General features: G+C 71.2%; 15 protein-coding genes and 1 pseudogene. 15 read left to right on the top strand and 1 reads right to left on the bottom strand.

The window, feature by feature from the left end:
* Positions 1-123 precede the first annotated feature (123 nt).
* The 14 genes and pseudogenes from H4696_RS51455 to H4696_RS01420 all read left to right on the top strand — a co-directional run.
* Positions 124-216 (top strand): annotated as a pseudogene (locus H4696_RS51455) (MYXO-CTERM sorting domain-containing protein); the annotation flags it as partial.
* 187 nt (positions 217-403) lie between these two features.
* Positions 404-2,434, top strand: coding sequence for a ParB/RepB/Spo0J family partition protein (locus H4696_RS01480; RefSeq protein WP_192781994.1), 2,031 nt, complete (start codon positions 404-406; stop codon positions 2,432-2,434).
* Positions 2,435-2,588: 154 nt separating this feature from the next.
* Entirely contained in the window at positions 2,589-3,539 is a 951-nt protein-coding gene (locus tag H4696_RS01475; RefSeq protein WP_192781993.1) for a PP2C family protein-serine/threonine phosphatase, read from the top strand.
* Positions 3,536-4,519 carry a bifunctional DNA primase/polymerase gene (locus H4696_RS01470; RefSeq protein WP_086864812.1) on the top strand — a complete coding sequence of 328 codons (984 nt, stop codon included), beginning with the start codon at positions 3,536-3,538 and terminating at the stop codon, positions 4,517-4,519. Before H4696_RS01475 ends, H4696_RS01470 begins: the two co-directional genes overlap by 4 nt.
* Before the next feature lie 16 nt (positions 4,520-4,535).
* Positions 4,536-5,246 carry a hypothetical protein gene (locus H4696_RS01465; RefSeq protein ID WP_086864811.1) on the top strand — a complete coding sequence of 237 codons (711 nt, stop codon included), beginning with the start codon at positions 4,536-4,538 and terminating at the stop codon, positions 5,244-5,246.
* Positions 5,247-5,439: 193 nt separating this feature from the next.
* Positions 5,440-6,039 carry a hypothetical protein gene (locus H4696_RS01460; RefSeq protein ID WP_143265419.1) on the top strand — a complete coding sequence of 200 codons (600 nt, stop codon included), beginning with the start codon at positions 5,440-5,442 and terminating at the stop codon, positions 6,037-6,039.
* A gap of 11 nt (positions 6,040-6,050) precedes the next feature.
* Positions 6,051-6,404, top strand: a complete 354-nt coding sequence (locus H4696_RS01455; protein ID WP_143265418.1) for a hypothetical protein — start codon at positions 6,051-6,053, stop codon at positions 6,402-6,404.
* Positions 6,405-6,458: 54 nt separating this feature from the next.
* Positions 6,459-7,061 carry a hypothetical protein gene (locus H4696_RS01450; RefSeq protein ID WP_143265417.1) on the top strand — a complete coding sequence of 201 codons (603 nt, stop codon included), beginning with the start codon at positions 6,459-6,461 and terminating at the stop codon, positions 7,059-7,061.
* A complete protein-coding gene (locus H4696_RS01445; protein ID WP_086864807.1) occupies positions 7,054-7,299 on the top strand; it encodes a hypothetical protein in 246 nt (81 codons plus the stop codon). The genes H4696_RS01450 and H4696_RS01445 overlap by 8 nt, the downstream gene beginning before the upstream one ends.
* Positions 7,300-7,472: 173 nt before the next feature.
* A complete protein-coding gene (locus H4696_RS01440; RefSeq protein ID WP_086864806.1) occupies positions 7,473-7,889 on the top strand; it encodes a hypothetical protein in 417 nt (138 codons plus the stop codon).
* A 188-nt stretch (positions 7,890-8,077) separates the two neighbouring features.
* Positions 8,078-8,320, top strand: a complete 243-nt coding sequence (locus tag H4696_RS01435; protein ID WP_086864805.1) for a hypothetical protein — start codon at positions 8,078-8,080, stop codon at positions 8,318-8,320.
* A gap of 57 nt (positions 8,321-8,377) precedes the next feature.
* Positions 8,378-9,430, top strand: a complete 1,053-nt coding sequence (locus tag H4696_RS01430) for a DUF4192 domain-containing protein (protein WP_192781992.1) — start codon at positions 8,378-8,380, stop codon at positions 9,428-9,430.
* A gap of 400 nt (positions 9,431-9,830) precedes the next feature.
* On the top strand, positions 9,831-10,343 hold the full coding sequence (locus H4696_RS01425; protein WP_086865287.1) for a single-stranded DNA-binding protein: 513 nt from the start codon (positions 9,831-9,833) through the stop codon (positions 10,341-10,343).
* A 258-nt stretch (positions 10,344-10,601) separates the two neighbouring features.
* Positions 10,602-11,060, top strand: a complete 459-nt coding sequence (locus tag H4696_RS01420; protein WP_086865286.1) for a hypothetical protein — start codon at positions 10,602-10,604, stop codon at positions 11,058-11,060.
* A gap of 80 nt (positions 11,061-11,140) precedes the next feature.
* On the opposite strand, the gene H4696_RS01415 is transcribed toward H4696_RS01420, so the two are convergent.
* Positions 11,141-11,701, bottom strand: a complete 561-nt coding sequence (locus H4696_RS01415; protein WP_086865285.1) for a hypothetical protein — start codon at positions 11,699-11,701, stop codon at positions 11,141-11,143.
* Positions 11,702-12,623: 922 nt separating this feature from the next.
* On the opposite strand from H4696_RS01415, the gene H4696_RS01410 reads away from it, so the two are divergent.
* Positions 12,624-13,826, top strand: coding sequence for a hypothetical protein (locus H4696_RS01410; protein WP_086865284.1), 1,203 nt, complete (start codon positions 12,624-12,626; stop codon positions 13,824-13,826).
* Positions 13,827-13,876 lie beyond the last annotated feature (50 nt).

Raw genomic sequence — 13,876 nt, 5'->3', positions numbered from 1 at the left:
TCATCGGCATGACAGAGCGTTGGATGGCAGGAAGCACCGGGGCAGCTTGACCACCCGACTGGCCAACAACCGTTCTCCACTGGCTAACTTAAGCGCTCAATCACAAGAGTCTTACTGCGGTGAGAAGGCGGGTGTGGGTGTTCGGTCGGGCCGACGCACTCTAGCGGAGCCTGGCATCGGCGGAAGCCCGCCCGATCACGACATTGGCGCGGATGAGCAGGACGGGGCGGGCTTGCCGCCGACGCGGGCGGCCCCGCTCGGGCGAGTGCGTCCCGACCGGGACACCCGCACTCCGCTTCTTCTCCACCGCGACGCGGTGATGGAGAAGAAGGCGGTGCGGGGTTCGCGGCCGGTCACCGGATTCATCTCCGGTGACCGGCCGGCCGTGTGAAGGAGCCCGTTCGTGACCAGCACGATGGATCTGCCCACCCAGCGCGACACCAACAAGCTGACGGCCACACCGGACACCGACCTCCACCCGTCCGACTTGGACGGTGTCCCCACCGCCGACAACGACACGTCCTCGACCGACGTCGAGGAGACGCCGCTCGACGAGCTGTCCGACACCGACCGCGCGGCGCTGCACGCGCAGTGGGACGCCGAGATCGACACCATCGTCTGGGTCGACCCGGACGAGGTGCTCAACGCAGAGAACGTGCGCACCGACAACGCCGAGGCCGACGAGGAAACGACGGCGAACGTCAGGGCCCACGGCATCGTGATGGCGGTCAACGGCTACCGCGACTACGACACCGGCATCATCATGATCACCGAAGGCCAGCGCCGCCGCAACAACTGCCGTGCAGCGGGCATCAAGCTGCCGATCTGGATGAAGACCCCGCCGCCGGCCGACGAACGCAAGGCCACCATCGAGCGGATCGTCCGCCAGTTGATCGAGAACGACGTCCGCCGCGGGCTCACCCTGGCCGACAAGGCCCGCGGTTTCCAGCAGCTCGCCGCGTTCAACCTCAAGCCCGCCGGAATCGCCCGCAAGCTCGCGCTGGGCAAGCAGGGCAAAGCCTACGTCGAGAAGGTCCTGCAGGCCGGGCAGAGCGAGCTGGCGCTCGAAGCCACCGAACGCTACGACCTCGACCTGCTGCAGGCCGCGGTGATCGCCGAGTTCGACGAGGCCGGCGACACCGACACGGCGAACGAGCTCATCCTCACCGCGCGTACGGCGCCGAACAACTTCGCCCAGCTCGCCGCGCGCAAGCGCACCGAACGCGCGGACAAGCAGCGGCTCGCGGCCCTGACCGAGGACCTCACCGAGGAACTGACCACCGCGGGCGTCACGATCTTCGACCAGAGCCTGCCCGACAACACCGGGGACGCCCGCTCGCTGGACCGGCTGCGCCCCACCCCCGAACACGAGCCCCACACCGAGCTGACCGCCGAAGACCACGCGTCCTGCCCGGGGCACGGCGCCTGGATCGAGACCGACCACTACGACGAGCAGGGCAACCAGATCCCGGTGGCCGTCTACGGCTGCGCCGACTTCCTCGCCCACGGCCACGCCCTCAGCCACGCCCCGGCCGGCCGCGCGGACTTCACCCTCGTGCCCACCGGCACCGGCACATCCGACGACCACGAATCGTCCGACGACGAGGAGGCAGCCGAGCAGGCCGACGGGGTCGCGTCAGCCCGTGCCGCCCACGCCGCCGCCGAACTCGAGCGCCAGAAGGCGCGGATCATTCGCAAGTGGGTGATCCAGAACAACAAGAACTGGGACGCCTCCGCAGGACCGCGCCGGCAATGGCTGGCCGCGCTGGTGCAGCGCAGCACCGCACCCAAGGGCGCGCAACTGTTCCTCGCGCTGCAGAAAGCCCACGGCGGCTACGCGCTGCGGCGCGCGTTCGAACGCAACCACCCGCTGGCCAGGACGCTGTTCGGTCTGCAGGACGGGGCCACGCTCGCCGACCTGACCGACAAGGTCGCCAAGGCCCCCACAGCGGGGAAAGCCACCCTCTACGACCTGTTCCTCACCCTCTGCGCGATCGAGGCGGACCTCTCCCGCAACACCTGGCGCAGCCCGTGGGGCTCCGCGCAGGCGTACATGGCCGCGATCATCAGCTGGGGCTACCCCGCCTCCGACGTGGAGCGGAAGGTGATCAACCCGGACACCGAGCAGGAGGTCATCGCCGCGCAGCTCGGCGACCTCGCCACCGACCCCACGAGCGACGGCGGCACGACCGCCGGGGGTGACGAGGCCGACGGTGCCGGGGCCCCGGACGGCGACGGCTCCGAGCACGCCGACGTCGAGGACCCCGCCGACGACCTCACCGCCGTGGTCGGCGACGTCGACCCCGCGGTCACGGACGGCCAGAGCGACATCGCGACCGGTCCCACCGATGACGACGACTCCGCCGGGACCGTTCAGGAGCCGGTCGAGCAGGGCACCGAGGCCGAGGCGGAGCTGATCGGCGCCGCGGTCTAGCCCGGCCCCCTCGCCTCGCCGCATCCGGTTCCTCGCCGGGGGCGGGCCCGCGCGCTGCCGCCGCCGGGCCCGCCCCAGCTTCCCGCCCCGTCCCGTTGTCCTCGCTTCCCGCCGGGCTCGCCGCGAGCCCCCGCGCGTGAACGGAGTTCCTTCGATGCATCCGCACCTTCCGCCGGTCTTCGACCACATCCACCGCACCAGCACCTACGCCGCCGGGCACCACCCCGTCTGGCCCCACGCCCCGCTGCCGCCCGGCCCGTGCTGGACGCACGCCACCTGCCGATGTGGCTGGGCCGAGATCGCCGAATCCCACCGAGACGCCCGCGCCCTGGCCCGCCACCACCGCCGCTTCGCCGCCGACCACCCCACCTTCCTGCCCGGGACGGCGCTGCGCATCGGCGGCCGCGCCCACCAGGCCGACGCCACCGGCACCCACGTCTCCCTCGCCGGAGCCCGCCAGGGCTGGGCCCTGGCCGACGGCATCGGCGACCACCTGCTCGCCGCCCACGCCGCCGCAAGCGCAGCGGCCACCGCCGCCTACGCCGCCGCCGGCAGCGGTGCCGTCGTCGGGCTGCTCGCCGCCACCGGCACCCTCGCGGCCGTCCACCCCGGCGACACCGTCATGGTCGTCGCCGCCCCGCTCCCGCCCGAGCGCGGCGCCGGCTGGGACATCGCGTGGGTCGGAGACTGCCGCGCCTATGAATACGACCCCGACACCGACGTCCTCACTCAGCTCACCATCGACCACACCCAAGGACAGGAGTTGCGCACCAACCTCGCCGACCGCTACCAGGACCGGCCGCAGCACCTCGAGGAGCTGGCCGCCCGGCGGGACAACGTCGTCACCAGCTCCGTGGCCACCGCCGACCAGTACTCCCTCGGCCGCGTCACCACGACCGGGCCGCGCCGTCGGTTGCTGCTGACCAGCGACGGCGTCCACAAACCCGTCCCGCACGCCTCCCTCGTCCGCGCGTGCCGCACGTTCAGCGATCCGGCCGCGTGCGCGAACCGGCTGACGCTCGCCGCGCGGTACTTCGGCGGCACCGACAACGCCGCCGCCATGGTCATCGACCCCATCCCGGCCCCGGTTGAGCTGATGCCATGACCACCACGACTCCGCCGACGCCGGCGCTCATCCCCGCCACCAACAAACTGCTGGCGGCCGCGTTGGGCGCCGCCGGGCGCGGGTGGCCGGTGTTCCCGCTCGCCCCGCGTAGCAAGCGGCCCGCCATTGCCGACTGGCAGCAGCGAGCCACCTGCGATCCCGACCGCATCCGCCGGTGGTGGCTCCGCCACCCGATCCACAACGTCGGCATCGCCTGCGGACCAGCAGGTCTGCTCGTGCTCGATCTCGACGCCGCCCACGGACCGATCCCCATGCACTGGGCTCGCCGCGGCATCGCCCACGGCCGCGACGTCCTCGCCCTGCTCGCCCAGCAGGCCGGCGAACCCGACCCGGTGGACACGTTCACCGTCGCGACCCCGCGCGGCGGTGAGCACAGGTTTTTCGCCCGGCCGCCCGGGTCGCGGCTGCGCAGCACTGTCGGCGCCCGCGGGCGCGGGCTCGGCTGGCACGTCGACACCCGCGGCCCCGGCGCGCTCGTCGCCGCCCCGGGATCCCTCGCCGTCGTCCACGGCGGCCTGGTGCCCTACGCCATCGCCTGGGACCTTCCGGTCGCGGTCCTGCCCGGCTGGCTCGTCACCGCCCTCACCCCACCACCGGCACCGCTGCCCGATACGCATCCGCCGTCACCGCTGCCCGCGACCAGCCGCCGGGTCACCGCCTACGTCCAGGCCGCCCTCACCGCCGAGTGCCGCAACGTCACCACCGCCACCGAAGGCCACCGCCACATCACCGTCTACGCCGCCGCAGCAGCACTCGGCGAACTCCTGGGCAACGGCTGGATCACCGCAGCCGCGATCACCCACCACCTCACCAACGCCGCCCGGCGGCACCTCGGCGTCGCCGACTTCGACGCCGCCGAGCTGGCCACCACCATCCGCGACGGCATCGCCGCCGGCCGAGAACACCCCCGCGTACTCACCGATCGCCTCGCACTCCACCCGCAGCCCGGTAGCCGCTGACCGAAGGAACCCCGCCATGCCCGCCACCGCACCGTCCACCCCGGACACCACACCGACCCTCACCTGGCTCTGGCAACGGAAACCCGACAGCACCGACCTGGAAAAGGCCCTCATCCCCACCCACCTGATCCCTGCGGGCTGGCTGCCGTCGCTTCAGCACCGCTACGCCGAAGGCGACCGCGTCGACTTCGCCTGGGACGGAAAGCACCAGCCGGGCACGGTCGTGCAAGACCAGGGCATGTACCTGGCCATCATCGGCGAGCGCCCCGGTTCGGGCTTCACCATCCACAAAACCGACGTTCGCCCGCAGGACGCCGAACCAGCCGCGCCGGCTGACCCGGTCATCGTCTCGGCGATCGACCCGGACCCCCACCCTGTTGTTCACCGGGACGGCCACACCGCGACCGTGCACTGGAACCTCGGCCGTCCCTCCGTCGACGGCTGGCTGCCCTGGGCGAGGCTGCACATCGCCTTCCAGCCCGACATCGGGTTCGTCGCCACCCTCTCCAGCGTCGAAGAACTCGACCGGGCCGGCCGACACCGCGAACGCCTACGGCCCCTCGACCCGGTCGTGGTCCATCACCACCCGACGCGCCGCCCCAGTCACCACGCCGTGCGCACCTGCCTGCGCGACGCCATCGACATCGTGATCGCCGCGGCCGGGCAACGCCAACCGGTGGTCTGCGCCCACTTCGTCCCGATCCTGGCCGCCATACAGGAGAAGTAGCCGGCGCTCGACTGGGGCCGGGAACGCCGCGCGGCGCGCCCGGTCACCAGAAAAGCACAGCGCGGCCCGGGCCTCGCCGAGGTGCCGATCCACCGTCAGGCGGTCGTCGGCCCGGGCCACGCCGTGCTCGCGAGGCCCCGTTCACTCCCCCGCGGCCTCGCCCGCCGGGGACCGAGCGTTCACGGAGGCGCGCATGACGGAGCCGACAATCCACGTTCCCGAGGGATACCGCACAACCCACCTGCGCAGGCTATGGGCCCTCGCCGGCTGCCGCGAGTGCGGCGGCAACGGCGAGTACCCGGTCAGCGACGACACTGACCAGCCGTGGGATTCCAACGATTCCGCAGTGTGGTACCCGCAGCCGTGTGACTGCCTGTGGTCACCGCCGCCGGAGGACCTGCGCACGCTCGACGCCGCGCACGCCCGCCTACAGCGTCACCGCGAGCGGATGCGCGAGGTCTTCGACGCGATCGGCCCGCGCCGGGTCGGCGACACCTACTGGTGCGGGTACTGGCATCGCTGGTACCTCGTCGAATCCATCGAGATCCGCTTCCGCGACGGCGACCTGACCGCACCGACCTGGTCAATCACCGCGCGCTGGGCCAGCGGCGAACGCGGCACCCACCACACCCCATGGGATCCCCGCTGCGACAGCACATCCATCCCGGCGCGCCTGCCCGGTCCGGCTCCGGCACCGCCGGAACTGCGCTACCCCACCACGGTCTTCTGCCGGTGGTGCCGTTCTCGGTTCGCGCTCGTCCGCGCCGTCCACCGCGCATTCTGCGCCCGCTGAAAGGAAATCTGATGTTTCCAGCTTTGCTGCCCGATGCCCTTGGCCGCACTGCCGAGTCCGCCCTTTCTCACCGGGCCGCGGACGCCACAGCAGATCGCGCACTCGGTGTCCTGCGCCGCCGCGGCGAACCGGTCCGCTGGCACGGACGCGACGAGATGGCCCGCGAGTACGTCCACCCGGGCCGCACCGTGATCGAGGTGCCGAACCGGCCCTGGCCGATCGGGCGCCCGGAGGACTGCGACGAGCGGACCTCCGCCGGGCTCTGGTTCGACGCCACCGGCACCCCACAGCCTGACCCTGACGACCGCACGGCGTCCGACGGTGTCGCGCTGCTGTGCCGCCGATGCGGCCTGGACTGCACCTGACACCCGCGAAACGAGCTCCGTTACGTCTACTTGAGACATAGGCAGGTGAACCCGATGCCCGACGACGTCCCGCCGCACGGCCTCCCCACCGACGTTCTTCGCATCGATGAAGGACTGGTGTGCGGCGACGACCAGCCCTACTTCCCGGCACAATTTTGCGAGCCGCAGTTGGCGGCCACCGACGAAACCGGCCGCCGCTACTACGCAGTGACACCGCGGTTTCGCCGTGTCGTCGCCGAATGGGTCGCCATCACCGTCGAAGCCACCTCCGACCATCTGCGCTTCCGCTGGGACGGCGACGACCTGATCGTCATCGACGATGACGCACTCGACGACGACCGCGATCCGGCGAGCGGCCCCGCCGTCGAACGCATCCGGCCCGACGCCGACGGCCGGTACACCTTCCAAACGTGGGTGTGGCAGGTGCACGACGCTGCCGCCGGATACCTCGACGACACCACGCACGCCGCGCTGGCCCTTCTGGCGACCGACGATCCGCTGCAGGTCGACACCGTGATCCGTTACGTGGTCGCCAACGCCTGTCCCACACCCGATCCGCAGGCGCTGCGGGACATCCGCGCCCAGCACCGGGCACTCGCGGATCCGTCCGCAGCACCGGCCCACAACAGCGACTCCGAGGAGACCCACGATGAGTAACGACTATGCCGGGATCCCGGCGGAATGCGACGTCACGCTGGCGCGCCCAGGTGAGGAGGCCGGCCTCGAAGTGCTCGCCGACGGCGACTTCGCCCTCGTCCTGACCGATCACGACAACGACACGGTGGTCACCGTCGAGGGCACTCCGGCCGAACTGCTCGCCTTCGTGCGCCGGGCTGACCAGGCGCTGGAACACCAGGTGGATCTCGGCGACGGCGGCCGGTCGGCGGGCCCCTGATCGTTGCTGCGGCCAGGCACTCCGGTCTGTGCGGACGACCACCGACAGCACAGCACACCCGAGCCCTCGGGCGCCGGCTTCTCCCGCCACGTCGCGTGCGTAAGTAGGCGCCCGAGGACCGCGGGCGTGCTCGGGAAGGACGGGTTCACCCGCACCCGACCCGGAGGCACCCAGTGACCACATCGACCGTCCACACCGCACCGTCGGACAACCGCGACTCGGCATTCGAGCAGGCCTGCCGACTGATCGAAACAGAACTCGGCGGCCGCCGGCTCCCGCCGGAACCCCGGACCTGGCTCGACGGCCTCGCTCGCACCCGGCGGCACAAGACCGCGCTCATCACCGCGGTCTGGAACACCTGCTTCCCCTCCGGTGTCGTGGAAGCCTGCCGGGTCGTCGAAGCCGTCTACCCCTACCTCGGTCCCGACGGGCTCTGCACCGACGCCGCCCTCACCGCCGCCTGGAACGTCCTCGAACCCGACGCCCACACCTGGCCCGAACAGCTGCAGGAACAGCGGCGCCGCCTCACCGGCACGTGCCTCAACCGCGCACTCGCCGAGGCGAACACGGCGGTGACCGACCATGCCTGAGCCTCAGTTGTGGTTCACCCCGTAGAACTGGAGCCGCTCCTACGTGCTGCCCGAGTCGGTCACCTGCAACATCCCCCCACCGCGGCAGCCTCGACGACTACGGCGCCTGGAACCTCGCGCGCGGCGTCCTCGTCGAGCTCTGCCGCGCGTTACCCGCGACACCGGTCTCGCTGATCTACGACGAGCCCGTGCAGCGCCGCAACCGGATGCGGGTCGCGATCCGGATCACCGCGCACGCCCGCTGCGGCGACGGCCAGGACGTGCGCGTGATCTACCGCAGCGAACGCACCGACGCCGCACCCTGGCCGGAGTTCTGGAGCGTCGCGGTCAACGGATTCATCCCGGCCTCCGGCCGGGACGTGCGGCGACCGTCGCCGCCCTGGATCGCCCACACCGCCGCACAGACGCTGCGCGCCGAACTCGGCCGCTGATCCACGCCCCGGTCCCCGCTTGCAGCCCTCGCTCCCTTCTTTTCAGAAAGGACGTTCATGTCCCTCACGATCGCCAGCACCACGACCGTCGTCGCCAGCCTCCCGGCGCTGCTCGGCTTCTTCCCCGACGACTCCCTGGTGCTGATCACCGCACTCGCCAACGACGATGGGTCGGTCACCACCGGCCCGCTCGCCCGGATCGACCTCACCCGCCTCACCGGACACGCCGACGACTGCGCGCGGCACTTCAACCGGCAATGCGGCAACCTGACCGTTTCCTGCGTCATCGGCATCGTCGTCCGCACCGTCGACGAGGACAACGCCGACGACGGGTCGCTTCCGGAGCGCACCGACGTCGACAGCGTGATCGAGCAGCTGGCCGAACACGGCTTCACCGACGTCGACGTCGTGCACGTACCGGCGATCGCCGAAGGCGCCCGCTGGCGCTCCTACCTCGACGCAGACCGCACCGGCGTCCTGCCTGACCCCGCGACCACAGCCGCCGCGGCGGCCGCGGCGGCCGCCGTCGCCGCCGGGAACACCATCGCCGCCAGCCGGGACGACGTCGCGGCCCGGTTCACCCCCGCACCCGAACCCCTCCGCGCACGTCTTGGCTCCCGCATCGCCGCCGCCACCACCAACGTGGCCCTCGACGAACAGCACCCCACTACCGCGGCTGCCCGGCTCACCCGCGCGGACACCGCGATCCGCGCCGCTATCCGCGGCGAGCTGCCCGCCGACGACGCCGACATCGTCGATCTCGCCGCGACCTTCGCCACGCTGCCGTTCCGCGACGCCTTGCTCGCCGTTCCCGACGACGCGGCACGCCTGGCCGCCGAGAACCTGGTCCTGCACCTGTGGCGTCACAGCTGCGTTCCCCTCGCGGGGAAGCTGGCCACCGTCGTCGCGGTGCACGCCTACCTCCGGGGTGACGGGACCGGGGCGCGGATCGCGCTCGAGCACGCCGACCCCCGGCAGCCCCTGATGAGGCTGCTCACACACCTGCTCAACCTCGCAGTCCCGCCGTCGGAAGTCCACGAGGTGATCCACAACGGCAGCGCCGACGCTCGCCGCACCCTGCTCAGCGAGCCCGCGATCGACCAGACATGACGCCCACCCCGCCACTCCGATCGCGCCGCTCCCGTAGTGCGCCGGTTGCGGCAGCAGCCCGAAGACCGAACTCCTGCCGCACGTGCTCGGGGGTCGCCGCGGGCTGTGGCACGACGGCGGGTGGGGATCACCGACGGTGGCCTCGCCAGGCTCGCCGGGTCGTGGATCGCCCGAAGGTAAGCACACCCCGGCCGGGGGCAGTGCGTCCCCGAAGCCCGACCCGATCCGCCCGGGCGAACCAGCCCCTCCACCTGCCCAACCCCGTCGCCGGCCGAGCTGTCGGCTGGTTCACGCCGGGCGGATGAGCCAGGGCCGGGGACGTCGCCTCACGGCGACCCCCGGCCGCCGCGTGCTCAGGCTGCGCCGCGTTCCACACCCCAACAAGCCCAAGGAGGCCACCATGGCCGGCGACACCACCATCACCCTCTGCGGCAACCTCACCGCCGACCCCGAGCTGCGCTTCACCGAGGCCGGCACACCCGTCGCGAACTTCACCGTCGCCTCCACCCCGCGCACCTTCAACCGCGCCACCGGCGAGTGGGAAGACGGCGAGGCGCTGTTCATGCGCTGCACCATCTGGCAGCAGGCCGCCGAGAACGTCGCCGAGTCCTTGACCCGCGGCGCCCGCGTCGTCGTCCAGGGCCGCCTCAAGCAGCGCTCCTTCCAGACGAAGGAAGGCGAGAAGCGCACCGTCGTCGAGCTGACCGTCGACGAGATCGGCCCGTCGCTGCGCTACGCCACCGCCGAGGTCACCAAGAACGCGAAGAACGGGTCGGGCAAGGTCAACCCGGACCTGGCGACCAGCACGCCCACCGGCGCACCCCCGGCCGGTGACCCGTGGAGCGCGGACGCCGGGCGACAGCTGGTCGGCGCGACCGCGGGCGGCGGGTTCAGCGACGTGCCGCCGTTCTGATGAACCCGGTGTCCGGCCGGACCTTCCCCTCCGGCCGGGCACCACCCCGGGAGGCTGGGGCAAGCCTGACGGCTCGCCCCAGCCTTTCCCATGCCACAAAACCGCGCCCCGGAGGTCGCCATGCCCGTCACCCACAACACGACGTCGCCCACCAAACCCGGGACGACGACACGGCGCCGTGTCGCGCGCGAGCGGCGGCTGCATACCCGGGGTCGGAAATCACCCTGTCGGGGCCTGGGATCGCTTTACGCTCGGAGAATGAGCAATCGTTACGGCGTCACGATCCCCGGGCTCGTCCTCGCCGGAGGCACCGGCTTCTACCTCGGCATCGAGCCCTTCGGCTACATCGGACTCCTCGTCACGCCCTTCACCGACCCCGCCGGTCTGCTCGCTCTTCCCGGCGCCGTGCTGTTCGGTGCGCTCCTCGGGTGCGGCGTCGCCTACCTCAGCCGCAACCGCATCAAGCCGAAACTCGCCCACCGCTACCGCCTCGGCGCCATCGTCGGCGCCCTCACCCTGCCTGGCTTCCTGTTCATCGGGCACTTCCCCGGTGCCGAACAGGGCAGCACCGCCAGCCAATGGGCCTTCGGAATCGCGTTCTGCAGCGGCGTCGCCGCGGTGATCGTCTACTACCAGCGACGCAAGCGCCTCGTCCTCGCCCGCCAGGCCCGGCGCGTCGCCCAACAGCAGGCCGACCTGCCGACCGTGACGCGTTGACCAGCCGACACCACACGAGGGGCGCTGGCACCTGACGGTGCCACCGCCCCTCTTCTCGTGCCCGGCCGGACCAGCCCGAATCAATCTGCCGGAACGTCTGCCTCTGAATCTCGTTTGGGCGGCTCGGCCTGCTCGTCCACGGGGGCCTCAACAGCCTGCTCGTCACCCGAGGTTGCCGCGTCCACTGCTGCGGCGCGCGTGGGGTCCGCGTCACTCTTCTGGCCGCCGGCGTTCGACGCTGCTGCCGCACTACGCGACAACGCAGTGACCGCCTTCGTCGAGATTCCCAGCAGTGCCGCCGTCTCCGCCGCCCCGACATCCGCCGCGCGGATCTCCGCCACCGACGTCGCCATCACCGCACGCCACTCGCCGATCTCCATCTCAGCATCAGCACGGACCTGCTCAGCCGACCGCTCGAACTCCGCGACCTTCACCGCGCGCTGCTGGTCCAGCTCCGCTACCTTCCGATCCAGCTGAGCCCCCAGCGCGGCGATCCGGTCCTCGCGCCGGCGCTCCACCGCCTCGATCGCCGTCACTGCTTCCGCGAACGGCCCCAGCGCCGCATCCACTCGCGCCTCGTTCTGGCGTTCGCGCTCCAGCTGCTCGGCGCGGCGGCGCCGCGCCGCCTCCAGCCGCTCCAACGTCGCCGACGAGCGACGCCTCCGCCTCGAGCCTCTTGTTTGACGTTCAACCATGACTCACCTCCCGCGCGGGGAGGGCAGCGGTACTGCTCACCAGGCTACCTGCGGCCGCGCCGCCACCGCGCCGCATCGGCGACGCAGCGCTCACGCCGCCGACGAACCGACCGGCCGCGTGTGCCGCGTTGACGACGACGACCGGCCGGCGAAGAGGAGGGCGCGGTACCGCCGCAGCAGCCCCGAAGGGCCACGCCACCGAAGTGGCGAGCGGCAAAACTCGCGGCGGCCCGCTGACGCTCCACCGCAGGGCATACACGAGCCCACAGAGCGCTACGAGGAGCATACCCGCAGGCCACGGGCCACACTGCGCACCCGCAGGACGCGCCGTCACAGCCGGTCAGGTGTCCGCGCCGACAGCACACCGGCAGTGGGAACCTTTCCGTGTTCTCGTTGCGTCCGCGGGTGGTGGGTGGCCCCGAAATTGTATCGGTCGTCCCCCCAAATACAAGGGCACCCCAAGCTATTTTTGACCGAAAAGCGTGGCCAAAAATAGCTTGAGGCCCCACCCTTGTATTTGGGGCCCCTACTCCCTAGGTCAGGCATTAAGGGCAGGCCGGGGGCCTGCCCTGGTCACTTCGGGGCCACCCACCACCCACTCAGCACGCAGCGGCTTCTACTACACCAAGCAGCAGCCTCAGTAGGTGCACAGACACCGCCAGCAAGCCGCGTGCACGACATACAGGCATCCAGCAAGCAAATAAGATTAGACGACTCAGTCCATCGCTAGAACTCGCTTAAATACTCGGCCAGAAACGCTATTTCGAGTGGAATAGACCACAGGAACCGGGTAATATCGAAATCGCAAGGTGATCGGGACGGCAAACCCGAACACCTCCGCAAATCAAATACACGAAAGTTGGATATCATGGTTTCGACCATTCACCCCAAGCACCGTCCGAGCCTCACCCGCGCCGCAGAGGCGTTGCAGGCGCGACCGCCGCGCGTCCGGTCCGCGCTGAAAGAGTTGCGGAAGGTGTTCACCGACAGCGGCGAGAACCCGCCCGCGATCCTCGCCGCGTGCGCCACACTGCTCAACACCGACGCTGCGCTCAGTGGGGACGTTCTCGCCGCCGTGCGCACGGCTCACGCCGAGTGGGACAGCTACGGCGAGACCGAGCGCGAACTGTTCCACCAGTGCGTCTGGTCCAGCCAGACCCGCCGCGCCGTCGCCGTGACCGAGGTCAACGACGTCACGGCAATGCTGCGCGAGCAGCCCAAGCGGATCGCCGACGCGCTCAACGGGTTGCGGTGGCTCAACGCCGCCACCGGCGGCACCCAGCAGCACGCGTTCACCACGTGCGCCACGCTGCTCAAGAACCCCAGCGCTACCCACCCCGCCATCGTCGAAGCCATCCACACCGCACACCAGCTGTGGCCCATCCTCGCCGAGGACATGCGCACCCTGGTGATGACGTGCGTGTACGCGAGCAAGGCCCGCGCCGCCCACGCGCGCGCCCGCACCGCTGCCCGGCAGCAGGCCGCCGAAGCCGAGTCCGGCGACATCCGCCGGTGCGGCAACTGTGACGGCAACCTCGCCGGACTCCCCGAACTGCGGTACTGCTCCGACGCTTGCCGCAAGGAAGCCGAAGCCGCCGAGCGCCCGGCCGAAGGCGAGCACACCACGACCGTGCCCGCCCACCGGATTGCCGCCCGACACGAGCCGATCGAGCAGCGCGCCGCGCGCCGCTACGTCGACAGCGCGGCGGAGCCCGACTACGACGAGCAGTGGCGCGAGGTGGAGCAGGCGATCCCGTCCGCCGGTCTGGTCCGCAAGAACGAAAGCACCGTCGACGCCTACGAAGGCGAGCGGCGGCGGCACGGCGACATCGACGACACCAGCGAGATCCTCGGCGAGCTGAGCGGCAAGCCGATGACCGACGAGGACTATTACGCGCTTGCGTTGCTCCCGGTCACGCCCGGCGGGTTGTGCGTGGCGTGCAACCTCGAACGCACCCCCAGTGAACAGCGCGCCCACAGCACCGATGACCGGTGCGAGATGTGCCGGGACCGGGACATGCCGCCGCTGTGCACGTTCGCGCCGTCGCGCGAACTCGCCGCCGTCGCCTGACCACCAGCGGGGGGGGCACCCGGACCGGGTGCCCCCGTCCACGCCAAGAC

Source organism: Amycolatopsis lexingtonensis, from assembly GCF_014873755.1.
In the GTDB taxonomy this organism is placed as follows: Bacteria; Actinomycetota; Actinomycetes; order Mycobacteriales; family Pseudonocardiaceae; genus Amycolatopsis; species Amycolatopsis lexingtonensis.
This window is presented reverse-complemented; position numbering and strand designations above follow the sequence as displayed.